The sequence below is a fragment of the Ectothiorhodospiraceae bacterium 2226 genome (assembly GCA_013348725.1).
GTDB lineage: Bacteria > Pseudomonadota > Gammaproteobacteria.
Window position 1 is genome coordinate 240,056 of record CP054689.1, and the last position, 23,160, is coordinate 263,215.

Sequence of the window (23,160 nt, forward strand, 5' to 3'; positions counted from 1 at the left end):
GCTACACCATATTGAACAATTCGGCGTGGATGCGGGTAGGCAGCACGCCGCGCGCCGCCAGCGCGCGGCGTACGCCGGCGGTCATGGGCATGGGGCCGCACAGGAAGTACTCATAGTCGCGGCTCTCGGGCGGGAGTACCCGCTCCAGCAGCGCGCCGTCGACGTAGCCGTGCTCGCCGTCCCAACCACGCGGCGGGTCGGTGAGCACATGCACCAGGCACAGCTCAAGGCGCGCCGTGAGTTCGTCAAGTTCCTCGCGGAAGATCACGCCCTCCCAATCCTTGTTGGCATAGATAAGGAACAGCGGACGCCGTTCGCCGCGGTCCGCGAGGGTACGCAGCATGCCCATGATCGGCGCGATGCCCACGCCGCCCGCGATGAATACATAGCCCGGCGCGTCCGGATGGCGGTCCGGGCTGAACACCCCGAAGGGCGCGTCGAGGTAGGCGCGCTCACCGGGCTGCACATCGCCGATGCTGCGCGTGAAGTCGCCCAAGGCCTTGATGGTGAACTCCACGCGCCCCGAGCGCTCCGCGCTGCCGGAGAATGAGAAGGGATGCTCCTGAAAGCGAAACGGCGTGCTACGCAGCGTGAGCCAACCGAACTGGCCGGGCTTGTGGCGAATACCGGCATGGCCCTCGGGCTCTAGCGCCAGCGTCCAGGCCGCGCCGCGCTCGGGGCGCACCTCGGCCACCTTCCACGGCCGGCGCAGCGCGCGCCAGGGCTTGAGCACACGCACGTAAACGATGAGCAACGCCCAGAACAGCGTGTAGCCGGTCCACAGCCACCACTTCTGCAGCGCCTCGGTGTAGTAGCCCACGCCGGTGATGTGCACCACGGCCAGCAGGAAGGCGGTGGTGGCGAGGGCCGCATGCATGATGCGCCAGGTGCTGTATTCGAGGCGCAGCGGCTTGCGCCACAGCGAGCTGACGATCAGCACCAGGAACAACAGGAGCGCGAGGCGCCCGGCGCTCATGTGCGCGGATGCCTCGCGCGGATCAAGCGCGCCCAAGGCCTCGGGATAGAGCACGCGCAACACGCCGAAATGGGCCAGGATCAGCGCGACGCCGAGGAGCGCGACCAACCGATGGAAGTAATACAGGATATCCATGCCAAACGGCGCGGCCGCACGTCGAAAGCGCGCGGTGAGCGCAAACTGCACGCCCATGATGGCCATGCCGCCGAAGCCGAGGGCCATGGCAAAGTCCCACCAGAAGCCGCCGCCCGGCGGCACCTCCCCGAGCAGCAGGAGCAGTAGCGGCGCGCTGATGAGCAGCAGATACGCCGCGCCCCAGCCAAAGGCGTTGCTCAGGACGGACGGGGCATTCTTGTTGTCGTTCGACATGGCAACAACGCGCAGAGGGGACTCACCAACCATAGCACTCGGCCGAGCCCCCCCTCGTGGCGGAGCCGCCGTTGCGCGTCGCCCTACCCCGCCTCGCGCGTGCGCACGCCGAGACCCAACTCGCGGATGCGTTTGATCTCGTCGCGCAGACGCCCGGCCTGCTCGAACTCGAGGTTCTGGGCGTGCTTGTACATCTGCTTCTCGAGCTGCTTGATGCGCTGCATGAGCTTGGCGGGGGGCAGGCCCATGTACTCGATCACATCCTCGCTCACCTGCCCCGCCGCGCCTCGGACGCCCCTGCCGCCGTACTGCGCCTCCAGCACGTCGGTGATGGCCTTCTTGACCCCGCGCGGGGTGATGCCGTGTTCGGCGTTGAAGGCGAGCTGCTTCTCGCGGCGGCGCTCGGTCTCGCCCATGGCGCGCTCCATCGAGCCGGTGATGCGGTCGGCGTACAGAATCGCCTTGCCGTTCAGATTGCGCGCGGCGCGCCCGATGGTCTGGATCAGCGAGCGCTCGGAACGCAGGAAGCCTTCCTTGTCCGCGTCGAGGATGGCCACCAGCGACACCTCGGGAATATCCAGGCCCTCGCGCAACAGGTTGATGCCGACCAGCACGTCGAACTCGCCCAGGCGCAGGCCGCGGATGATCTCCATGCGCTCCACGGTGTCGATGTCCGAGTGCATGTAGCGCACCTTGAGGCCGTGCTCGACCAGGTACTCGGTGAGGTCCTCGGCCATGCGTTTGGTGAGCGTGGTGACCAGCACGCGCTCGCCGACCTTGGCGCGCGCGCTGGCCTCCGAGAGCAGGTCGTCCACCTGGGTGCGCTGGGCGCGCACCTCGATCTCGGGGTCGACCAGCCCGGTGGGGCGCACCACCTGCTCCACCACCTGGCCGGAGCGCTCCAGCTCGTAGGCGGCGGGGGTCGCCGAGACGTAAATCGTCTGCGGCGCCAGGCGCTCGAACTCCTCGAAGCGCAGCGGGCGGTTGTCCAGCGCCGAGGGCAACCGGAAGCCGTACTCGACCAGGTTCTCCTTGCGCGAGCGGTCGCCTTTGTACATGGCGCCGATCTGCGGCACGGTCACGTGGCTCTCGTCCAGCACCAGCAAGGCGTCGGCCGGCAGGTAATCGAACAGCGTGGGCGGCGACTCACCGGCCTTGCGGCCGGAGAGGTAGCGCGAGTAGTTCTCGATCCCCGAGCAGTAGCCGAGCTCCAGCATCATCTCGATGTCGAACAGGGTGCGCTGCTCCAGGCGCTGGGCCTCCACCAGCTTGTCGGCCTCGCGCAGCTGTACCAGACGCTCGCGCAACTCGTCCTTCACCTGGTCGATCATGCCGAGCAAGGTAGCGCGCGGCGTCACATAGTGGGTCTTGGGGTAAATGGTCAAACGCGGCACGCGGCGCAGCACCTCGCCCGTGAGCGGATCGAAGTAGCTCAGCGACTCGATCTCGTCGTCGAACAGCTCCACGCGCACCGCCTCGCGGTCCGACTCGGCCGGGAAGATGTCGATCACCTCGCCGCGCACCCTATAGGTACCGCGCGCGAGCTCGACGTCGTTTCGCTTGTACTGCAGTTCAGTCAGGCGACGCAGCAGGAAGCGCTGGTCGATGGTGTCGCCGCGCACCAGGTGCAGCACCATGCTGAAGTAGGCCTTGGGATCACCCAGGCCGTAGATGGCCGACACCGTCGCCACGATCACCGTGTCGCGCCGCTCCATCAGGGCCTTGGTGGCCGAGAGGCGCATCTGCTCGATGTGCTCGTTGATGGAGGCGTCCTTCTCGATGTAGGTGTCGCTGGAGGGGACGTAAGCCTCGGGCTGGTAGTAATCGTAATAGGAGACGAAGTACTCCACCGCGTTGCCGGGGAAGAACTCCTTCATCTCGCCGTAGAGCTGCGCCGCCAGGGTCTTATTGGGGGCCATGATCAGCGTCGGCCGCTGGATCTGCTGGATGACGTGGGCGATGGTAAAGGTCTTGCCCGACCCGGTCACCCCGAGCAAGGTCTGGCCGGCCAGGCCGCTCTCGATGCCGTCCACCAGGCCGGCGATGGCGGTGGGCTGGTCGCCCGCCGGCTGAAAGTCCGATTGCAGCTTGAAAGGTCTATCCATAGGGTTCCTGAGGCGCGCGCCGATGCAGTATATTAGCGGGGTTTTGCCCTAGCGGTTTTCGCCCTGCGTCCCACCAAGGAGCCTTGCTTGGACATCCGATTGTCGAAAAGGGTCAATAGCATCAAGCCCTCGCCCACCCTGGCCGTGACCGCCCGCGCCGCCGAGCTCAAAGCGCTGGGTAAGGACATCATCGGCCTGGGCGCCGGGGAACCCGACTTCGACACCCCTGACCACATCAAGGAGGCGGCCATCGCCGCCATCCGCCAGGGCGACACCAAATACACGGCGGTGGACGGTACCCCGGGGCTCAAGCAGGCCGTCGTCGACAAGCTGGGGCGCGACAACAGCCTGGTGTACGCCCCCAACCAGATCCTGGTGTCCTGCGGCGGCAAGCACAGCTTCTACAACCTGGTGCAGGCCCTGCTCGATCCGGGTGACGAGGTCATCATACCCGCGCCCTACTGGGTCTCCTACCCCGACATGGTGCTGCTGGCCGAAGGCGCGCCGGTGTACCTGGAGGCGGGCCTGGAACAGGGCTTCAAGATCACCCCCGAGCAGCTGGAAGCGGCCATCACCCGGCGCACCCGCCTGCTGGTGCTGAACAGCCCCTCCAACCCGACCGGGGTGGCTTACACGCTGGCGGAGCTCGCGGCGCTGGGCGACGTGCTGCGCCGCCATCCGCACGTGTTCGTGGCGAGCGACGACATGTACGAGCACATCCTGTGGGCCGACGAGCCGTTCAGCAACATCGTCAATGCCTGTCCGGATTTGGCCGACCGCAGCATTGTGTTGAACGGCGTGTCCAAGGCTTATGCCATGACGGGCTGGCGCATCGGCTACGCCGCCGGTCCCGGCAAGCTCATCGCCGCGATGAAGAAAGTGCAGTCGCAGAGCACCTCCAACCCCGCCTCGATCTCCCAGGCCGCCGCCAAGGCCGCCCTGGAGGGCGACCAGAGCTGCATCCAGACCATGCTGCGCGCCTTCAAGGAACGCCATGAGTTCGTAGTTGCCCGGTTGAACGCCATGCCGGACGTGAAGTGCCTGCCCTCCCAAGGCGCCTTCTACAGCTTTCCCGACATGCGCGCGGTGATCGAACGGCTGGACGGGGTGAACGACGACGTGCAACTCGCCGAATACCTGATTACCCAGGCGGGCGTCGCGCTCGTGCCCGGCTCGGCCTTTGGGCTGCCGGGCTACATGCGCCTTTCCTTCGCCACCGGCCTGGAGACGCTCGCCGAGGCCCTGGATCGCATTGAAGGTGCATTGCGGTAAGACGTCGGTCCGGCGCCGGCGCGTCCTCGTAAGCGAAAGGCGACATCACTGACGGCGGGGGCTGACACGCGCGTCCCGCGTTCCTGACAGCGCCCGCAACGGGCCCGGCGTAAGCTGCCCCTCCTTCGGAGGGGAGATGGCAGCCACACACGGAGTCCCGATAAAGGCCGCGGCAGCGCCGGCCCGCCCAGCACGGGCCCGCCCAACGCAGGCCGGCGTGACACTCATCGAGCTGATGATGGGTCTCGCGCTGCTCGCGATCCTGGTCGCCCTCGCCCGCCCCACCCTGCAGAACTACGTCGCCGACCAGCGCCAGATCGCCCGCGTGAATCTCATGCTCGGGCACTTGCAGCTTGCGCGCAGCGAAGCCGTGAAACGTGGTGTGCCGACCGTGCTCTGCCCGAGCACCGACGGCAGCCGCTGCGCCGATCAAGCCCTGTGGCATACCGGCTGGCTGGTGTTCGTCGACCTCGACGGCGACCGGCAGCGCGGCGAGACCGAGCCTCTGCTGGTCGCCCAGGGCGCGCAAACGCCCGCGGCGCACATCACCTCCGGCAGCCGCGCCCGGATCGTCTACCAGACCTCCGGATTCACCCCCGGCAGCAATGCGACCTTCACCTTCTGCGACGGCCGCGGCGGCGAGCGGGCACGCGCGATCATCCTCTCCAATACCGGCCGCCCACGCGTCGCGTTCACCCAGGCAAACGGCGACCCGCTGCAGTGCCCTCCGCCTTGACGCACACCCCGGCCGACCGTACCATACGCGTCTTTCCATTCCCCGGTAGCTCAGTCGGTAGAGCAAGTGACTGTTAATCACTGGGTCGGCGGTTCGAGCCCGTCCCGGGGAGCCAGGTACAGAAAAGGGCTAGGTCTCAATGACCTGGCCCTTTTTCGTTTCGTGTCCTGTGCCTACTCCGGTTCGTGATGCATGGGCTCCAGCGCGCGCAGATAGACCGCGATGGCGCGTCGGTCCGCGTCGGTCAGATGTGAGGTGCCATCATCGATCACGTCGGCCATGCTATCCCCGGCAAAATCGCCATCTCGCGTCAGCCCCATCTCCAGATAGCGGGCGATGTGGCGCGCCCCCCAGCGGCCGATGCCGGTCTCCCGCTCCGGCGTGATATTGGGCGCGACGTCGCCACCGGGCAGCCGCGCCCCCGCGCCGAGCTGCTCCCGTTGCAAGCCGCCGGTGCGGGTGCGCGGTGTGTGGCATTCCATGCAGTGGCCCAGCGCCAGCGTGAGGTACGCCCCGCGATTCCACTCGTCGGATTCATCCGGGTCCGGCTCGAAGGTGCCCGGCTCGAAGTGGAGCCACCGCCAGCCCCTCAGGGCTGGCCGGAATCGCGCAAACCACAGCAACTCGTGGGGCGTGTTCTCCCGTGCCACCGGCGCCACCTCGGACTGCAGAAAGGCCCACAGGGCCTCGACGTCACGCGCCTGCATCTTCGTATAGGAGGTGAACGGAAATACCGGGTAATAGTGGCGTCCGTCCGGGCCGCGGCCGTCCAGCAGAGCCCGTCGTAGATCCTCCTCGGACCAGTCACCGATGCCGTGTTCCGCGTCCGGTGTGATGTTGGGGCCATAGAACGTTCCGAACGGGCTCGCGATCGGCCGTCCCCCGGCGAGAAACTCGCCCTCCTTCGCCGTATGACAGGTCACGCAGCCGCCGGCGCGCAGCACGTACCTGCCGTGGGCGATGAGGTCCTCTTCTCCCGCCTCGGGGTCATGCTCGCCAATCGCTACCTGCGCCTGAGTGGGCGCGACCCAGGCAAGGCCGGCAAGGCACAGCGCGGGAAGCCACGCTGCTGCCCCGCGCTTCACGGCGCGCCCCGCACGGATCACTCGCGGCGGAAGTCGTCGTGACACGCCTGGCAGGACTGTCCCAGATTGCGGAACCGGATGGGGTACTCATCCTCCTCGCCGGCCTCCACCGCCGCATGCAGTGCGTCGACGGCCTCGCGAGTGTCATCGGCCAACTCGACGAAGCGGTCCCAGTCATCCCAGATCTCTTCGCGCGCGTCGGTCTCGGGGAAATCGCTGCCCTCGGGGAACAGTGCGGGGATGTCGCGCGTCAGATCCACGAGGTGCTGGGCATGCAGCTGCAGATTGTCGCCATAGTCGGCGCCGTCCATGATGATCGCAGCAAGCGAACCCACGTTACCGCCGATCGCCCGCATGACGCCCTGACGATAGTCGATCGTGGCCTCCTGCTCCTCGAACGCTTGCACCGAGGCGGTTGTGCCCGCCCCCAGCGCGAGTACGGCCGCCACCGAGGCCGCGGTAACCAGACGAGCGGATTTCTTCATGTTGATTCCCCCCCTGTAGACATTAACAAACGGCCCGCACGGACCGACGACCGCGCGCCGATCAAAGGATGACTCCGGATCACCGCCCGGCCGGAAGGCTCACGCTTCTAAAAATCTAGACCATCCATCAAGGCGTTGTGATTGCCGCCGCCACCTCGGACCGTCCACTCATGGGCGCTGCCGCGCTCTTGGGTACGCCGCAGCGCGAGGCGCCAACAACTCAAAACCAAATCGCCATACGAAGCCCGCGCGTGTCGAGCGGGGGCGCCGTCGGTACGCACTGCGCCGCGCCCCTCCAGATCCGCTCCGCGCTCCAACAAGCGGCCATCGCATCCACGATGTCATCGCGCGCGGCGCCGGAGCCACGCACATCGCGCATCAGCGCGCCCAGCTCGCGCCCCCACGCCGTCTCCAGCAGGGCGAGGCGCCGGGCGCGCCCGACGCGCCCCTTCTTGCGCTCGACCACGGGTTGGCCGCCGTTGAGGGCGAAGAACGAGAGTTCCGGATGCACCTCGCGCACGCGCGCCTGCAGCGCAGGGGTGATGAGCGCATCGAGCTCCGCCAACTTGGGAAAGATGGCGTGGCATTGCCGGCTAATGCCGAGGCGACAGGACGCGCTGGCGCGATTGATGTCGCACGCGCGCCGGTAGTCGTCGACCGCGACCAGCGCCCCGCGCACCGGGGGGCTGAACACGCTAGAGGCGCGCGGCCGGCCCAGCAGCGCCCGGGCCCCGCGGTCGCAGGCGCGCCCGCCGGGCTCGGCCGCCTCCAGCAAGCCGATGGGCGCATCCACCGCGATCACCCGCGGCGCTTCGGGCACCTCCAGCAGTTCCTGCAGGGCAGCCACCACGCGCACGTGCAGGGCGCCCGAGTCGGTGTCGCGCAGCACCGCCACCCACCCACGAGGACAACCGTCCACGCCCGCAAGCCACGCCATCGCCCGCTTTCTCCTTCTCTTACGTCCCGATCCAGGCACCCGCTGGTAGTGAGGGTCGCGCGCCGACCGTACCTGTGCGCGAAGCCGACTCCACCGCCGTGTCCGCGTTAACGCATACCGAGGCGCTTGAGCTTGCGCCACAGCGAGACGCGGTCGATGCCGAGCAGCTGCGCGGCCTGCGTCTTGTTGCCGCCGGTCTGCGCCAGCACACGCCGGATATGGGCGGCCTCCTGCGCTTCCAAGGAGACATCGCCCGCCGCGTCGGCGCCCTGAAGCGCTTCGCCCGCGCCAGCGTGCAGCTCAGGCGGCAGATGGCGGGCCTCGATAACCCCATCCGGGGCCAGCGCGATGCCCCGCACCACGATGTTCTCGAGTTCGCGCACATTGCCGGGAAAGTCGTGCTGCAGCAGCCGCGCCATGGCCTCCTCGGTGACGCGCTCGGCGGGCCGCCGCAGGAGGGCGGCATGCTTCTGCATCAGATGGGCGATCAGTAGCGGGATGTCCTCGCGCCGCTCGCGCAACGGGGGTATGTGCAGCCCGACCACGTTCAAGCGGTAGTAAAGGTCCTTGCGCAGCACGCCCGCGGCCACGGCCTCCTCGGGGTCGCGGTTGGTGGCGGCGAGAAACCGCACGTCCACCGGTACCGCGCGGGTGGCCCCCAGGGGCAGCACCTCACGCTCCTGGATCACCCGCAGCAGTTTCACCTGCATCGCGGGCGACATCTCGGTCACCTCATCCAAGAACACCGTGCCGCCATTGGCCGCCTCGATCAGACCTTCTTTGTCGTTCCCGGCGCCGGTGAAGGCGCCCTTCGCATGGCCGAACAGCTCATTGGCCAGCAGGTCCTCGGAGAAGGCACCGCAGTTGGCCGCCACGAACGGCCCCTGCGCACGCCGACCATGCGCATGCAGGTAGCGGGCGACCAGTTCCTTGCCGGTCCCGCTCTCGCCGGTGATGAGCACGCTGCAATCCACCCCGGCGACTTGGCGGGCGGTGGTGAGCAACTCGCGCATGCGCGCATGATTGCCCACGATGCGCACCGTCCCTTCCTCGGCATCCAGCAATTGGCGCAGGCGGTCGTTCTCCGCCCGCAGGCGCACCTTCTCCACCGCCTCGTGCACGATCTGGCGCACCTCGTCGAGTCGAAACGGCTTGGCCACATAGTAGAAGGCGCCTTCGCGCATCGCGTCGACCGCCGACTTGAGGGTGGCGTAGCCGGTAATGAGGATGACCTCCGTGTGCGGGTGCAGCTCGCGGCAGTGACGCAGGACCGCAATGCCGTCCACAGGCTTCATGCGCAGGTCGGTCAGCACCACCTCGAAGCGCTGCTCGTCCAACGCCGCCAGGGCGCGCTCGCCGTCGTCCAGCGCGACGACCTCGTAGCCCTCCTTTTGCATGACATGGGTCAGGTTGCGCAGGGCAATCTGTTCGTCGTCGACGATCAGGATGCGCGGTTTACTCATGCAGGTTCCTCCTCGAGACAGGCCGGAAGACGCACCACGAAGGTAGCGCCCTCCCCCGCCCGGCTGCTGACGCCGAGGCAGCCGCCATGGCGCTCCACGATCTCGTAGCTGACGAACAGGCCGAGACCGGAGCCCCCGCCCGGCGGCTTCGTGGTAAAGAAGGGATCGAAGATGCGCGGCAGCAGTTCGGGCGGAATGCCGGGGCCGGCGTCCCGCACGAATACATCCACTGCCGCGCCACCCCCGGCGGTGCAGGAGTCCATGCCGGCCAGCGCCGGATCGTCGGGGGCGGTGTCTCGGGCGGGCTGCGCCTGTACGAGCACGCGTCCCCCGCCACGCTCGGCGGTCGCGTCCAGGGCATTCTTGACCAGGTTGAGAAACACCTGCTGCAGGCGCTGCGGATCACCGATGACGCACAGCTGCCCCGGCACCTCGACGTCGAGCGCGACGCCCGCCGGAATGCTGCCGCGCAGGAAGGTCAGGGTGCGCTCGAGCAGCGGCAGCAGCGCCACCGGCACGCGCACCGGCTCGCGCTCGCGCGCGAAATCCAGCAATGCCAGCACGATCAGACGGGCGCGCTCGCCCTGTTCGTCGATCTGGCGCAGCAGCTCCTGTGCGAACGCCGGATCGAGTTCGGGCAATTCTTCGCGCAGGATCTGGCACGAGGAGGAGATGTTCGCGAGGGGGTTGTTCAGCTCGTGGGCGACACCCGAGAGCAGGGTGCCGAGCGAGGCCAGCTTCTCCGACTGCACCAGGCTGCGTCGGCGGCGCTCGAGTTCGTCCAGCACGTGGTTGAAGGCGCGGGCCAGGGAGGCGATCTCGCTGTCCGAGGCGTGCTCGTCGAGGCGACGCAGGCGGCCTTCGCCAAGTTCGCCCATGTGCCGCTCCATCGTGCGCAGAGGGCGTATCACGGCCCGCGACAGCCCCTGCCCGACTGCGACCGCGAGGCCCGCGAGGAGCACCAACGCGATCAGCAGCTGCGTGCGCGCACGCTGCAGCGCCTTCTGCAGCAATTCGCGCTCGCGGCTCGCCTTGCGCTCGGCCACATCCGTCAGCGCCCGCCCCTCGTTGCGAATGGCCGTCACCAGCGCCTCCGGCACCGCGCCGCCGCCCACAACCGTCTCCGCGTACTGCGCCATGGCCTGCCGATAGCGCGCGAGATCCCGGCTGATCTCCTGCAGACGCTCCGGCGTCGCCACCAGGCCCAACTCCTCGCCGCGCGCGGTCATGAACACGCCGACTTCGACCGCGAGGCGACGAAACTCGCGATAGTCCTCCGGCTCGCCGTACAGAAAGTAATTCTTCTCGAAGCGGCGCATCTCCAGCACGGTATCCAGAAACTGTGACACCGCCTGCCCCTGTGCCACGCGGTCCTCCACGGCGCGCAAGTCAGCCAGCAGCCAAGCCACCAACACGATCAGCACCACCAGCAAACTGGCGTAGGCCCAGCGGATCTTGGCCCGCAGACTGCTCCACACGCGCACCGCGCCTCCTCAGCAGCGCCCGCTCGATTAGAGCCGTGGCGCTGCATTCCTGAAACACTGTTGCACAGTGTAACGCTTACCGATGCAACATGTAACACACAAACCTTCGTCATGACTGTACGTCATTGACTCCACGGGATCATTTCATATGGCACGGAACCTGCTCCTTAACGGCCAGCAAGCTATTCCATAAGGAGACACCTTCATGAGCCTGTTGCGACTCCTAAGCAACGTCCAACACGCGGCACGGGGCCTGGCCGGCGAGTTTCTCTCGGCCCGCGACATGGCCGAGCAGCTGAGCGGCGCCCCCGCGTTGAATGCGGCACCCGAAAAGGGCCGGGTGCTGCTCGCCATCGAAGGGACCCGCCCCACCCCAAGCGCACTGCGCTACGCCCTGGAGGCCTGCCACCGCGCACACGCCGACCTGGATCTGCTCTTCGTCGGCCCCCGTCCCGTCGAGGCGGCGCCGAGCGCCCCCGTCGGCATGACCATCCGCGCCCTCCACCGTCCGGGTCCGCTAGCCGAGCGCATCAGCGAACACGCCCGGCGTTGCCGCGAGCTGTTGTGCATCATCACCTCGCCCGGCCCCGATGCAAGCCTGCTCTGGCCGGCGGAACCCTCCCGGCGGATGTCGGTGCCGGTGGTCATCCTGGACGCCGCGGCATGAGCGACCGCACCACCAAGCTCTCCGCGCCCTGGAGCAAGCTGTTTCCCTTCCTGCGCTGGTTCCCGCTGGGCCCAGGGGCGCTGCGCACGGATGGCTTAGCGGGCTTGACGGTCGCTCTGGTGCTCATCCCCCAGTCCATGGCCTACGCCCAGCTCGCGGGTTTGCCGGTCGTGTACGGTCTGTACGCCTCCTTCGTGCCGGTGATCGTGGCGGCGCTGTGGGGATCGTGCCCGCAGCTGCACACGGGACCGGTCGCCATGCTTTCGCTGATGACCGCCGCGGCGCTGGCACCGCTGGCCGCCGCCGGCACGGATGCGTACATTGCCCTCGCGCTGCTGCTTGCCTTACTGGTCGGGGTCTTCCGGCTGGCGATGGGCCTGCTCCGCGCGGGCTTCCTCGTCAGCCTGCTGTCGAGCCCGGTGATCGCGGGCTTTACCAATGCGGCGGCGCTGATCATCGCGCTCTCGCAGCTCAACAAGGTATTCAATCTCCCGCTGGAGCAAAGCGGCGTTTTCCTGCGCGACATTCTGCAGCTCTTACTGCAGATCGCCGACGCGCACTGGCCCACACTGGTCGTGGCGGGCGCGGCGTTCCTGTTGCTGGTCGGGCTGAAGCGTTGGGCGCCGCGCGTGCCGGGCGTGCTGGTGACGGTGGTGCTGGCCACCGCGGTCAGTGCGCTGATCGGCTTCGAACGCCTCGGCGGCCAAGTGGTGGGTCAGATCCCGCAGGGGCTGCCCGGACTCAGCCTGCCGGCGCTGGACCCGGCGGCGGCCGCACAGCTCCTGCCCTCGGCCTTCGTCATGGCGCTGATCGGCTTTCTGGAGGCCATGTCCATTTCGCGCGCCATCGCCGCCCGCACCCGACAGAAGGTCAACCTCAACCAGGAACTGGTCGGCCAGGGCCTGGCCAACATCGCGGGCAGCTTCTTCCAGTCCTTCGCGGTGAGCGGCTCCTTCTCGCGCTCGGCGCTCAACGCGGCGGCGGGCGCACGTACGGGCCTGGCGGCCATCTTCAGCGCACTCGCGGTGGTGCTCGCGCTGCTGTACCTCACGCCGGTGTTGTACCACCTGCCGCAGGCCGTGCTGGCGGTGATCGTCATGCAGGCGGTGTCGGGGTTGATCGACGTAAGCAGCCTGCGCCGCGCGTGGCGCATCCAACGCCAGGATGCGGTGGCCGGCTTGGTCACTTTCGTGGCCACGCTCGCCTTCGCACCACGGCTGCAGGACGGCATCCTGGTGGGCGGCGGCCTGGCGTTGGCGTTCTTCGTGGCGCGCACCATGCGCCCGCGCATCGCGGTCCTAAGCCGCGCGGACGACGGGCAGTTGCGCGATGCCGAGGTGCACCGGCTACCGACCAGCGACCGCATCATGGTGCTGCGCATGGACCGTTCGCTGTATTTCGCCAACGCGAGCTATTTCACGCAGACGGTGCAGGCGGCGGTGCAGGCGCGGCCTGCGCTGCGCTACGTGCTGTTGGTGGGTGACGGCATGAACGAAGTGGACGCCTCCGGCGAGGAGGCCCTGCGTGAACTGGCTCGTGAGCTCCAGCGCAAGGGGGTCACGCTTACCCTGAGCAGCCTGAAGCGCCCGGTCTACCAGACCCTGCGCACCAGCGGACTAGTGACGGAGATCGGCGAGGACCGGGTGTTCGTGGACGAGGAAGCGGCCCTAGCGGCCTTCGCGCACCGCCTGGGGCCGGACTACGACCCGGCACAGTGTCCGCTGCGGCCGCGCGCGGCCTGAGCGCCGACGCACATGAGACTGCCGCGCCTCGACAGTCGGGGCGCGGCAGTTCTCGATCAGGGATTGGGATTGGCGCGGCCGCAGACGCAACCGCGCAGCGCATGACTTACATCGCGTTGGCCGCGGGTTCGCCAAGTATCCGGCCCAAGGCCCAGACCACCGGCACGTCGAGACGTCCGAAGCGAACGCCGACCCCGCTGCTGTTGGCGTAAACCACGCGCCCCGGCACCCGCCAGCGCCCGGCCAGATACGGCAGCGCCATATCCACTTCGACCACTTCACCGACGTCCAGCGCGGGGCCATCGACGAACAGCCCCTCGTGGGTGAGGTTCTCGCTACGGCAGGCGCGCTCGACCCCGTGCGCGTGATAAAGATCGACTTCCAACTCCACCGGCGCACGCGCCGTAACGCGGCGCTCGCCCTGCCACCGCGGCCGCTCTGCGTGTTTAGCCACGCCGACCACCTCCTCAGCATCCGTCCCAAGGTATGGAAAGGGATTTCGAGGGCGACAAGACATCGACCACTCGAAGCGAGACAAGGATAGACGCTAACTCGGCACAAGGCCAGCGTACGCCGCTGTCGCCACACGGCAACGACGGCGGGAGAGGTGGCGTAACAAAAAGGCCTCCCGGCGAACCGGGAGGCCGATACTACTTAGGGAAGCTCTGATTCATTCAGACCTTCCTTCCCTTAGTTGAAGCCGCCTTCGTTGCCGGGGGCACCGGTGTCCTCGCCGGTCGCGGGGCCGGCACCGGCGTCATCGGTGCCGTCCATGCCCGGCTGAGCCGCCGGGTCGTCGCCAGCACCGTCGGCGCGCACCTCAAAGGCACTGAAGTCGGCCGGCCAGTCGTCACGATCGATGCCCGGCGCCTGCTCGATCTGCTGCTCGGTCAGGTTCACCAGCACCTCGTCCTCGTCACGCGCGGCCTGCACGTCCTCCCAAGGCACGGCGACCAGCTTCTCGCCCATCCCCAGCAGACCGCCGGAGGCGATCACGGCATGCGTCACCTGGCCGTCCTCATCCAGAACCAATTCGTCGATGGTGCCGAGGTTCTCCCCCTGCTCGTTGACGACATTTTGGCCGATGATCTCACTCGCGCGCTGCGTACGCAGCGTCTCCTGGTCGACCTGCGGCTCCGGTGCGGCCATCTGATCCTGCTGATCCTGCGCCTCAGCGCCGGTGCCGTACTGCTCCGTCTCCTGCGCCATCGCGGCACCCGACAGAATCAGGGCCAGAGCCGAAGCTGTCACCGTTGCTCCCAGATAGTTCTTCATTGCAAAACCTCCGTGTCTTAGCATTGTCAGTTGCCCTGCGGGCGGCCGCCCGGCAGGGGTTACGGTTATGATGCAGGAACCGTACCTGCTCCCAAGCAATTGTTTACGCGCCGTCTTCGGCCCACGGCCCGTGACGGGCCGGCCAAAAGCGTCGTCGCCTCGCGACGCTTACTCCGCTATCCCGGCAGGCGGCTCACTCAGCTCGGGATCCGCGCCCGGCGAGACCTGCTCGCCCGGCTCGGGCGCCACTTCGGGCTGCGGCGACTCGCCCGGGAGTTCGCCGGCCTCGCCGGCCTGGATCGCCTCCATGAATTGCGCGAACTCCGCCTCGTCGATCACGCCGTCTCCGTCCTGATCGGCGCGGTCGAAATTCTCCGCCAGCTCGCGCATCGCGCTCGCCTCCTCGCGCGTAATATGCCCGTCACCCGCTTGGTCGAGCTGCGAGAACTCCTCACCGTACGCGGTGTCAGCCTCCCCGGTGCCCATATCGTCCATGGTGCTACCGACCCCGGGTGCCGGCGCATCCTGGGCACCCGGATCGTCGCCATGTTCGGCCGCGACCACACCCAGCGAGAACAATGCGGCCGCGATCGCCACCGCCAGTTGCTTCCTTTGCATAACTCATCTCCTTGTCGCTCGAACCACAGCCATTAGCTAATCAAAACCCGTGCCAGGCGAGGCCGGCCGTCCGAAGCGCGCGACGGCACGCAACGTGCGACAGGCTAGAGGCAAGCGACCGCGGTTACCGCAGGCGGAATATCGGGTTCTCCGTTGCCTGGCGACGACGCATCGTCGGCTCACGAACCGTCAGCGGAGTCTGATGTGGAAAGTGCCGGTGTGGCCTGGCCTCGCTCCTGTTGATCGAGGCGCTCACGCAGCCCCTCCTCGATCGAGATCAGCGCCTTCACCTTTTCTTCCAGGCGCACCGCACGTTCGGCCTGCCTGGCGGCGTGTCGGTTCTGGGCCTCGATCGAGCGCAGCACATGCACCATCAAATACGCCAAGTCGATCAACGGTTGTTCGGCCGCATCCGCCTGCTCGATCTCGCGCTCGAGCAATGACGCCGCACGCGCGGCGCCTTCCGGCTCCTCGCGCGCCAGTTCGACCATGGCCAGGTGCAGGCGACCGACCAGCCCGGTGTCCTCCGCGCGCGCCAGCGCACCTTCATACTCACGCTGCCGCACGTCGTTGCTGGTGCCGTGCAGATAACGGAAGTAATTGAGCAGCGCGGCGGCGCGCGCCGCTTCCCCTGCCCAATCGCCGCCCACACGATGGCGCTGCCCCAGCCCCTCCGAAGCGGGCGGTGTTGGGCCGGCGGGCATCGAGCGCGGGTCGGGCGGGTTCGTGGTGGAGAATGGTCCCCCGCCTACCGAAGCCGGATTGGCCGCCAAACCGCTGGCGCCCAATCCGCCTATCAGCACCAGGGCCAATGCGTACCCCCGCTTCATGCGATGCTCCGTATGTCTTCGCGCGGCAGGCTTACCCGGAAATGGGCGCCGCGATCCGGCTCGCCCAGGAGTTCGATGCCGCCTCCGTGAGCCGCCACGTACTCCCGCGCAATCGACAGCCCGAGCCCGGTGCCGCGGACATGCCCTACGGAAGCGGGTCGCCCCTGGAAAAACGGATCGAAGATCCGCTCGCGTTCCTCAAACGGAACCCCGGGCCCCTGATCGCGCACCTCCAGCACGGCCCGCTCCCCCTCCGCCCCCAGCCGTACGGTCACCTCTCCGCCGAGCGGCGAATACTTCACGGCATTGGAGAGCAGGTTGTCGATCACGCTGCGCAGGCGCTCTTCGTCCGCTTGCACCACCAGCGGTTCGATATCGAGAGACAAGCGCAAGCGCTTGGCCAAGATGACGTGCTTGTGATCCGCCGCCACCCGCTTCACCAGACGGTGTAGCTTGACCGGCGCGCGCACGACAACCGGACCGCGGTAGCAGGCCGCGCTGAAGTTCAGCAGATCCTCGATGCGCTTCTGCAACTGGATGGTGTTCGAGTGCAGGATGGCGGCGACGTCATGCTGCGCGCTGTTGAGCGTGCCGACCGCCTCCTGCATGAGCAGATTGCTGCCCTCGCGCAATGCGGCAAGCGGCGTCTTAAGCTCGTGGGAGATGTGCCGCAGGAACTTGTTCTTTTCCTCCTCGAGCGTGAGCAGCCGCACCCGCAGCCATTCCAGGCGCTGCCCCACCACCTCCAGATCGCGCGGCCCGCGTACGGCCACCGGCGCATTGAATTGCTCGTTGCCCAGCCGCCGGATCGCGCCTTCGATTTGGTGAATCGGGCGCGCGATCAAATAGGTGAAGATGACCGCGAGTCCAATGGCGACACCGCTGAGCAACACCGCCTGCCAGAGGACTCCGCTCTTGATCTGCGTCGCTTCGCTGCGCAGCGCATCGAGTTCACCGTCGATAAAGTGCCGGCTGCCGGCGAGCATGTCGTGGGTCAACTCCGACAACTCGGAGAAGCCCTGCAGGGCCGCCCGAATCTCGGGCCCATCGTGGGGATAGGTACGCAAGGTCTCAAAGATCGCGCGCTCCTGATCGCGCAACGCGCGCATCGAGCCCTGCTGCGCGACATCCTCCACGCCGTGCGCCAAGCGCTGCGCGGTGTGCTGAAACTGCTCGCGGCTCGCCTGATAGCTGCGAAACACCGCCTCGTCGCCTACCACCTGAAACTGCCGGGCGCCGCGCTCCAGCGCGGTCACCTGCTCTACCAGCATGCGGCGGTCCTGGATGAAGTCCACCGCCAGCAACACCGTCTGCTGGCTTTGCGCGGCAAGCCGATCGATCGCCAGCGTGGCGGTCCATAGCGCCACCAACATGGGGATAGCGACCAACGCGAATGCGCTCAGAATGAGCGTGAGCAGCGATTTGGTGAAGTACAGTCGCATCATGCCGGCTCGACGCGCAGCGCCTCCCTCTTGGACCGACCGCCCCCTCGTGCGCTAAGTCGGCTTGAACAGCGACGGATCGAGGCTGTGCCTATGCAGCAGCTTGTAGAATTCCGTTCGATTTCGCTTGGCGAGGCGCGCCGCTTGGCTGACGTTGCCGTTGGTAATGCGCAGCAGCTGCACCAGATAGCGCTGATCGAAACGTCCGCGCGCCTCGGCCAAGGGCAACATCTCCCGATCGCGATCGCGCTGACGCAGTGCGCTCTCCAGCAGTGCGGCGGAAATGATCGGCGTCGTGGCGAGCGTCACGGCCTGCTCCACGACGTTCTCAAGCTGCCGCACGTTGCCCGGCCAGGGCGCCGTCACCAGCATCTCCATCGCCTCCACCGAGAACCGGCGCAAGGGCTTTCTGTACCTGCTGCACAGCTTGCGCAGCATGTGCTCGACCAACAGCGGAATGTCCTCGCGCCGCTCGGCCAGCGAAGGCAACTCCAGGGTGACGACGTTCAGGCGGTAATAGAGGTCCTCGCGAAACTCGCCCTCGTGCATGGCGCGTTCGAGATCGCGGTGCGTGGCCGAGACGATACGCACGTCCACCGGCACCAAATCGGTGGAACCTACCCGCCGCACCAGCTTTTCGTCCAATACGCGCAGCAACTTCGGTTGCAGAGACACCGGCAGGTCGCCGATCTCGTCGAGAAACAGGGTGCCTCCGTTGGCCGCCTGGAACAGGCCCCCGTAGTCGCGCGTGGCGCCGGTGAACGAGCCCTTGCTATGGCCGAACAACTCCGACTCGAGTAACGGCTCCGGAATCGCACTGCAATTGATCGGCACGAACGGGGCTTCGGCGCGCGGGCTCGCCTGGTGGATGGCACGGGCTAGCATCTCCTTGCCGGTACCGCTCTCGCCGCGGATCATCACGCTCGCGTCGCTCTGCGCTACCAGATGCGCCTGCCCCAGCAGGTCTTCCATCAGCGGACTTCGGGTGATGATGTGCGCGCGCCACCCCGCGCGTCCCTCGTCGACGGCCTGTTCGCAGCCGAGCTGCGCCGCCCGGCGCACCTGATCAAGCAGCTCCTCGCCGTCGAAAGGTTTGGTGAGAAAACCGAACGCACCGTCGCGTGTCGCCTGGACGGCATCCGCGATCGTGCCGTGCGCCGTAAGGATAATCACCGGCAGGGTGGGGTGGTCCTGATGAATGGTGCGAAACAGCGTAATGCCGTCCATCCCGTCCATGCGCAAGTCGGTGATCACGACCTGCGGGCGCGCCATGGAAATCCGCGACAGTGCCGCCTCGCCGCTGTCCACCGCGATGACATGGTAACCGGCCGAGTTGAGCCGAATGCTCAACAAGCGCCGAAGGTCGGGATCGTCGTCGACAAGCAGCACCGTGTCCTTGTGCGGCTCTGTGCCGTTCGGACGCATAGAATTCCTCCCTGAAGTTCGAGACGCGCGTGACGCCAGTCACGCACGGGCTCCGCCACATCCCTGTGGCACGCGGGCTAAGTGGACACCCGTTCTTTAAGAAACGGCGGGAAGGACCGATTGTCAGCGCTCGCCTGGAACCCCACTGCGCGGACACGCCTTCCGAGCGCCCGCACCCAGGCCGCTGTTGTTATCGCCGTACTGCCCTAAAATCTAGCCGGGCGCGCGGGCATTTCAAGCGCGGGCGGCGCCAGACGGCGACACCTCGTCCTCGGGCGCCGGTGCCACCGCCTGCTCGATCTGCCGCCACAGGCACTGGCCGCCGCTGGCCGCCTCGATGGCGTTCAAGCGGGCTTGGTGCAATGCCGCCTCCTCGGCGCTCGGACGCACCACCGGCAGGCGAGGACGGTCCGCGGGCAGGCGCCCAGCGACGACACACTCCGCGCCCGCCTCACTCGGACCGTGCGCGTCCAGCGACAGCGCCGTCTGCCCGCCGGTCATGGCAAGGTAGACCTCGGCCAAGATCTCGGCGTCGAGCAAAGCGCCGTGCAAGGTGCGGCGGGTGTTGTCCACGCTGTAGCGTTTGCACAACGCATCCAGGCTGTTCTTCTGGCCGGGGTGCAGGCGGCGGGCCAGCGTGAGACTGTCGATCACGCTGCAGTGGTCGCGCATACGCCCCCACTGCGGGCCGAGGCGCGCCAGCTCATGATCCACAAAGCCGACGTCGAACGGCGCGTTATGGATGATCACCTCCGCATCACGGATGAAGCTGAGGAACTCCTCCACCACGGCCTCGAACGGCGGCTTGTCCGCCAGAAACTCGTCCGTGATGCCATGTACCTCCACCGCCCCGCTGTCGATCGCTCGATCGGGGCGCAGGTACTGGTGGAAACGCACCTCCGTGAGGCGACGATTCACCACCTCCACGCACCCGATCTCGATGATGCGATGTCCCTGCGACGGCTCCAGGCCCGTCGTCTCGGTGTCGAGCACCACTTGACGCATATCTCCCCCCTTAGCCGGCGCTGCGGCTCGCGCCGGCAAGCATCTGGTCGATCGCCTGGTTGGCAAGGCGGTCGGCCCGCTCGTTCTCCGGATGCCCGGTATGGCCGCGGACCCAGTGCCAATGCACTCGATGGCGGTGTGCCGCGGCCTCCAGGCGCTGCCACAGATCGGCGTTCTTGACCGGCTTACGGTCGGCGGTCAGCCACCCACGCCGCTTCCAGCCGGCGATCCAGCTGCTGATGCCCTTCTGTACGTATTGTGAATCCGTGGTGAGGTGCACCTCGCAGGGACGGCTCAAGGCCTCCAGCCCCATGATCGCCGCCATCAGCTCCATGCGGTTGTTGGTCGTGTGGCGCTCGGCCCCGTACAAGGTCTTCTCCACGTCGCCGACGCGCAACAGCACACCCCAGCCGCCCGGCCCGGGATTGCCGCGGCAAGCCCCGTCCGTATAAATCTCTACCCGCGTCACCCACGCCCCCCTTCGTCCCGACGCATACCCGGTTGTGTGAGCCCCGGCACCAACGCGCGGCGCGGCCGCCAGCGCGGCCGCACGGGGGTAAGCGTCACCACCCGCTTGCGCGCCACCAGCAGGAAGCCGCCGCCGAGCGCGGGCCAGCGCTGCCCGGCGCGCTCCATCCAGCGCAGCATGCGCATCATGCGCCCGCCGCGCAGCGGCGGGCGAAAGAAATAACCTTGAACCCCGACGATCTGTAATCCCAGAAGCTTCACCCAGTCACGTACCCGCGCCAGCGTCAGTGCACGCCCGCACCACGGAAACTGGCCGCTGCGGGCGGCCGCCAGGCGCCATGGCGCCCAACTGCCCCACGGGCTGAACCCGAGGATCACCAGGTGCCCCTCGGGCACCAACGCGCGCTCGGCCTCGCGCAGCAGGCGGTGCGGGTCGCTGCTGAACTCCAGGCTGTGCGGCAGCACCAGCACGTCCACGCTGTCGGGCGCCAGCGGCAGGGCATGCGGTAAGGCCACCACCCCGGCCGGAGCGCAGGCATCGGTGCGCGCCTGCGGATCGGCCTCCAGGACCACCCGATGGCGCACCCGGCTGCTGGCGGTCAGGTCGTCCTCGCCCAAGCGCCCCAGCTGCAGCAGGTGATAACCGAACAGGTCCGGCAACACGCTCTGCAGCACCTCCTGCTCACAGCGGTACAGGTGCTGCCCGACGGGGCTCGCGTACCACGCGCGCAGCCCCTCCCACACTTCGTGGTCGGAATCACAGTAGCGGGGGCGCGTAGCCTGACGAAATGCCATGGTTCGCAAGCATACCTTGGGCCCTGTGCACGGACCAGGACCGGGTTCGTTGACCGCCCCGCAAAACGCTGGCAGCATGGCCCTGCGCCGGCTGAGGATGGCCGGCACTAGGGACGCTCGACCTTCCAGGGACTGGAATAACGAACACCTGGAAGCCACGTCATGCCCAAGCGACCTCTTGCCGCGCCGCCATCACAATCCTCGCTGCGTCAGCGATCCGCCCGCTCCCTTGCCGCCGCCGGCCTGTTCGCCGCCCTCAGTGGCTGCGCCAGCCTCGGTAGCGGTACCCGCGATGAAGGCGAAGCGGACACGGAGCGTCTCGCCGGCGCCGAGCCGACCTTCCTGCAGGTCAGTGCCCACCACGCCCTGGCCGAGGAGACCAAGGCCGCCGTCACCGCGCCCCCCGCACTCATTGAGGAGAGCGTGCCGGCGCCCGAAGAAATCGAAACTGCGATCGCCGATGAGCTCCCCCTCGACGACGTCTGGGAGCGCATACGCCGCGGCATGGCGATGCAGGACCACAGCCACGAGCGTATCGCCCCGTTCGTGGACTGGTACGCCCGCCACCAGAACTATCTCGACCGCGTCGCCGAACGCGCGCGGCCGTATATCCACCACATCGTAGAGAGCATCGAAGCGCGCGGTATGCCCACCGAACTGGCCCTGCTGCCGGTGGTGGAGAGCGCCTATTACCCGTTCGCCTACTCCCACGGCCGCGCCTCGGGAATCTGGCAGTTCATTCCCATGACGGGGCGGCGCTTCAACCTGGAGCAGGACTGGTGGTACGACGGGCGGCGGGATGTGTACGCCTCGACCCGCGCGGCGCTCGACTACCTCGAGTACCTCAATGGCTTCTTTGACGGCGACTGGCTGCTGGCTCTGGCCGCCTACAATGCCGGCGAAGGGACGGTGCGCCGTGCCGTACACCGCAATCGCAACGCCGGGCGCCCCACCGATTTCTGGTCGCTCGACCTGCCGCGCGAGACCCGCAACTACGTGCCCAAGCTGCTCGGCCTGAGCCACGTGGTCGCCGCCCCGCAGGAATACGGGCTCACCCTGCAGCCCATCGCCAACGAGCCCTACTTCGCGCGGGTCGACGTCGGTTCCCAGATCGACTTGGCGCTCGCCGCGGAGCTGGCCGAACTGCCCCTCGAGCGGATCTACCAGCTGAATCCCGGCTTCAATCGCTGGGCCACCCGCCCCGACGGACCGCACTACCTCCTGCTGCCGCTGGAGGTCGCCGAGGACTTCCAGGCCCGCCTCGCAGAACTGGCCCCCGAGCAGCGCATCCAGTGGCAACGTCACCGCATTCGCCCCGGCGAGAACCTCGGCGCCATCGCGCGACGCTACAACACCACGGTGGGGGCGCTGCAGGAGACCAACGGCCTGCGCGGGCACGTGATCCGCGCCGGCGATGACCTGCTGATTCCGGTGGCTTCGCGCCCTGAAGGCAGCTATGCGCTCAGCGCCAGCGAGCGCCAGCGCGCCGCCGCCGAACGCCCGCGCGGCGGGCAGCGCGTGGACCACACCGTGCGCCGCGGCGACACGCTGTGGAACCTCGCGCGCACGCACGGAGTGAACGTGCGCGATCTCGCCCGCTGGAACAGCATGGCGCCGACCGATCCGCTGATGCCGGGCAGGCGCCTCGTGATCTGGTCGCAGCGCGCCGGGGCCTCGCCGGCCGTCGCGCGCGTCCCGGCGGGACCGGCGCAGCAGGCGGTGACCCAACGCATTGGCTACACCGTGCGCCGCGGCGATTCGCTGGCGCGCATCTCGCAGCGCTTCAACGTCACCATCCGCGAACTGCGCGAGTGGAACGGGCTGCAGGAAGGGCGCCACATCCATCCCGGCCAGCGCCTGACGCTCTACGTCGACGTCACCCGCCAGTCGGGCGGCTGAGCCGCCCTGCCGGCGCCCCGCATGGCCGATCCGGCCGCTGGTCCGGATCGGCCTTTTTCGGTAAGGTAGGCCGCCCGTCGCG

General features: G+C 67.7%; 20 protein-coding genes, 1 tRNA gene and 1 pseudogene. 6 read left to right on the top strand and 16 right to left on the bottom strand.

The annotated features are described in order from the left end of the window. Position 1 precedes the first annotated feature (1 nt). A complete protein-coding gene (locus HUS23_01105) occupies positions 2 to 1,345 on the bottom strand; it encodes a ferric reductase-like transmembrane domain-containing protein (protein QKT02523.1) in 1,344 nt (447 codons plus the stop codon). An 83-nt stretch (positions 1,346 to 1,428) separates the two neighbouring features. Further along, positions 1,429 to 3,450, bottom strand: coding sequence for an excinuclease ABC subunit UvrB (gene uvrB / locus HUS23_01110; GenBank protein QKT02524.1), 2,022 nt, complete (start codon positions 3,448 to 3,450; stop codon positions 1,429 to 1,431). Positions 3,451 to 3,537: 87 nt separating this feature from the next. On the opposite strand from uvrB, the gene HUS23_01115 reads away from it, so the two are divergent. The 3 genes and pseudogenes from HUS23_01115 to HUS23_01125 all read left to right on the top strand — a co-directional run bounded on the left by HUS23_01115 (position 3,538) and on the right by HUS23_01125 (position 5,573). Beyond that, a complete protein-coding gene (locus HUS23_01115) occupies positions 3,538 to 4,722 on the top strand; it encodes a pyridoxal phosphate-dependent aminotransferase (protein ID QKT02525.1) in 1,185 nt (394 codons plus the stop codon). A 136-nt stretch (positions 4,723 to 4,858) separates the two neighbouring features. After that, positions 4,859 to 4,999 (top strand): annotated as a pseudogene (locus HUS23_01120) (prepilin-type N-terminal cleavage/methylation domain-containing protein). 498 nt (positions 5,000 to 5,497) lie between these two features. Beyond that, positions 5,498 to 5,573: transfer RNA gene (locus HUS23_01125), tRNA-Asn, on the top strand. Between the two features lie 58 nt (positions 5,574 to 5,631). Here HUS23_01125 and HUS23_01130 read toward each other — a convergent pair. The 5 genes from HUS23_01130 to HUS23_01150 form a co-directional block, all read right to left on the bottom strand. Next, positions 5,632 to 6,543 carry a cytochrome c gene (locus HUS23_01130; GenBank protein ID QKT02526.1) on the bottom strand — a complete coding sequence of 304 codons (912 nt, stop codon included), beginning with the start codon at positions 6,541 to 6,543 and terminating at the stop codon, positions 5,632 to 5,634. Between the two features lie 17 nt (positions 6,544 to 6,560). Then, complete coding sequence (locus HUS23_01135; GenBank protein QKT02527.1) at positions 6,561 to 7,028, bottom strand: cytochrome c; 468 nt, start codon at positions 7,026 to 7,028, stop codon at positions 6,561 to 6,563. A gap of 220 nt (positions 7,029 to 7,248) precedes the next feature. Next, positions 7,249 to 7,965 carry a DUF429 domain-containing protein gene (locus HUS23_01140; protein ID QKT02528.1) on the bottom strand — a complete coding sequence of 239 codons (717 nt, stop codon included), beginning with the start codon at positions 7,963 to 7,965 and terminating at the stop codon, positions 7,249 to 7,251. 107 nt (positions 7,966 to 8,072) lie between these two features. Next, entirely contained in the window at positions 8,073 to 9,428 is a 1,356-nt protein-coding gene (locus HUS23_01145) for a sigma-54-dependent Fis family transcriptional regulator (protein QKT02529.1), read from the bottom strand. Then, positions 9,425 to 10,906: a HAMP domain-containing histidine kinase gene (locus HUS23_01150; protein QKT02530.1), complete on the bottom strand. Its 1,482-nt coding sequence runs from the start codon at positions 10,904 to 10,906 to the stop codon at positions 9,425 to 9,427. The genes HUS23_01145 and HUS23_01150 overlap by 4 nt, the downstream gene beginning before the upstream one ends. Positions 10,907 to 11,117: 211 nt before the next feature. Here HUS23_01150 and HUS23_01155 point away from each other — a divergent pair, with 211 nt between their 5' ends. Both HUS23_01155 and sulP read left to right on the top strand, forming a co-directional pair. After that, positions 11,118 to 11,579 carry a universal stress protein gene (locus tag HUS23_01155; protein QKT02531.1) on the top strand — a complete coding sequence of 154 codons (462 nt, stop codon included), beginning with the start codon at positions 11,118 to 11,120 and terminating at the stop codon, positions 11,577 to 11,579. Further along, positions 11,576 to 13,321, top strand: a complete 1,746-nt coding sequence (gene sulP / locus HUS23_01160) for a sulfate permease (protein QKT02532.1) — start codon at positions 11,576 to 11,578, stop codon at positions 13,319 to 13,321. Before HUS23_01155 ends, sulP begins: the two co-directional genes overlap by 4 nt. Positions 13,322 to 13,427: 106 nt before the next feature. On the opposite strand, the gene HUS23_01165 is transcribed toward sulP, so the two are convergent. From HUS23_01165 to HUS23_01205, 9 genes are all read right to left on the bottom strand, one after another. After that, positions 13,428 to 13,775 carry a PilZ domain-containing protein gene (locus HUS23_01165; protein ID QKT02533.1) on the bottom strand — a complete coding sequence of 116 codons (348 nt, stop codon included), beginning with the start codon at positions 13,773 to 13,775 and terminating at the stop codon, positions 13,428 to 13,430. 236 nt (positions 13,776 to 14,011) lie between these two features. Further along, a complete protein-coding gene (locus HUS23_01170; GenBank protein QKT02534.1) occupies positions 14,012 to 14,596 on the bottom strand; it encodes a PRC-barrel domain-containing protein in 585 nt (194 codons plus the stop codon). Between the two features lie 168 nt (positions 14,597 to 14,764). Further along, the gene (locus HUS23_01175) at positions 14,765 to 15,214 is read right to left on the bottom strand and encodes an EF-hand domain-containing protein (GenBank protein QKT02535.1); all 450 of its coding nucleotides are present in this window, start codon (positions 15,212 to 15,214) and stop codon (positions 14,765 to 14,767) included. A 179-nt stretch (positions 15,215 to 15,393) separates the two neighbouring features. Then, entirely contained in the window at positions 15,394 to 16,044 is a 651-nt protein-coding gene (locus HUS23_01180) for a hypothetical protein (GenBank protein QKT02536.1), read from the bottom strand. Continuing rightward, positions 16,041 to 17,489, bottom strand: coding sequence for a HAMP domain-containing histidine kinase (locus HUS23_01185; protein QKT02537.1), 1,449 nt, complete (start codon positions 17,487 to 17,489; stop codon positions 16,041 to 16,043). Before HUS23_01185 ends, HUS23_01180 begins: the two co-directional genes overlap by 4 nt. 51 nt (positions 17,490 to 17,540) lie before the next feature. Continuing rightward, positions 17,541 to 18,911: a sigma 54-interacting transcriptional regulator gene (locus HUS23_01190; protein ID QKT02538.1), complete on the bottom strand. Its 1,371-nt coding sequence runs from the start codon at positions 18,909 to 18,911 to the stop codon at positions 17,541 to 17,543. 234 nt (positions 18,912 to 19,145) lie between these two features. Further along, positions 19,146 to 19,916: a DNA polymerase III subunit epsilon gene (gene dnaQ / locus HUS23_01195; GenBank protein ID QKT02539.1), complete on the bottom strand. Its 771-nt coding sequence runs from the start codon at positions 19,914 to 19,916 to the stop codon at positions 19,146 to 19,148. A gap of 10 nt (positions 19,917 to 19,926) precedes the next feature. Then, positions 19,927 to 20,385 (bottom strand): ribonuclease HI, encoded by a 459-nt coding sequence (gene rnhA / locus HUS23_01200; GenBank protein ID QKT02540.1) that lies wholly within the window; start codon positions 20,383 to 20,385, stop codon positions 19,927 to 19,929. Further along, entirely contained in the window at positions 20,382 to 21,179 is a 798-nt protein-coding gene (locus tag HUS23_01205) for a methyltransferase domain-containing protein (GenBank protein QKT02541.1), read from the bottom strand. Before HUS23_01205 ends, rnhA begins: the two co-directional genes overlap by 4 nt. 162 nt (positions 21,180 to 21,341) lie before the next feature. Between HUS23_01205 and HUS23_01210 the strand changes: the two genes are divergently transcribed. Then, positions 21,342 to 23,078 (top strand): LysM peptidoglycan-binding domain-containing protein, encoded by a 1,737-nt coding sequence (locus tag HUS23_01210; protein ID QKT02542.1) that lies wholly within the window; start codon positions 21,342 to 21,344, stop codon positions 23,076 to 23,078. Positions 23,079 to 23,160: the final 82 nt, after the last annotated feature.

Coding starts and splice junctions, on each gene's coding strand:
- HUS23_01105 (QKT02523.1), bottom strand. CDS start 1,345: ATGTCGAACGACAACAAGAATGCCCCGTCCGTCCTGAGCAACGCCTTT.
- uvrB (QKT02524.1), bottom strand. CDS start 3,450: ATGGATAGACCTTTCAAGCTGCAATCGGACTTTCAGCCGGCGGGCGAC.
- HUS23_01135 (QKT02527.1), bottom strand. CDS start 7,028: ATGAAGAAATCCGCTCGTCTGGTTACCGCGGCCTCGGTGGCGGCCGTA.
- HUS23_01140 (QKT02528.1), bottom strand. CDS start 7,965: ATGGCGTGGCTTGCGGGCGTGGACGGTTGTCCTCGTGGGTGGGTGGCG.
- HUS23_01145 (QKT02529.1), bottom strand. CDS start 9,428: ATGAGTAAACCGCGCATCCTGATCGTCGACGACGAACAGATTGCCCTG.
- HUS23_01155 (QKT02531.1), top strand. CDS start 11,118: ATGAGCCTGTTGCGACTCCTAAGCAACGTCCAACACGCGGCACGGGGC.
- sulP (QKT02532.1), top strand. CDS start 11,576: ATGAGCGACCGCACCACCAAGCTCTCCGCGCCCTGGAGCAAGCTGTTT.
- HUS23_01170 (QKT02534.1), bottom strand. CDS start 14,596: ATGAAGAACTATCTGGGAGCAACGGTGACAGCTTCGGCTCTGGCCCTG.
- HUS23_01175 (QKT02535.1), bottom strand. CDS start 15,214: ATGCAAAGGAAGCAACTGGCGGTGGCGATCGCGGCCGCATTGTTCTCG.
- HUS23_01180 (QKT02536.1), bottom strand. CDS start 16,044: ATGAAGCGGGGGTACGCATTGGCCCTGGTGCTGATAGGCGGATTGGGC.
- HUS23_01185 (QKT02537.1), bottom strand. CDS start 17,489: ATGATGCGACTGTACTTCACCAAATCGCTGCTCACGCTCATTCTGAGC.
- HUS23_01190 (QKT02538.1), bottom strand. CDS start 18,911: ATGCGTCCGAACGGCACAGAGCCGCACAAGGACACGGTGCTGCTTGTC.
- dnaQ (QKT02539.1), bottom strand. CDS start 19,916: ATGCGTCAAGTGGTGCTCGACACCGAGACGACGGGCCTGGAGCCGTCG.
- HUS23_01205 (QKT02541.1), bottom strand. CDS start 21,179: ATGGCATTTCGTCAGGCTACGCGCCCCCGCTACTGTGATTCCGACCAC.
- HUS23_01210 (QKT02542.1), top strand. CDS start 21,342: ATGCCCAAGCGACCTCTTGCCGCGCCGCCATCACAATCCTCGCTGCGT.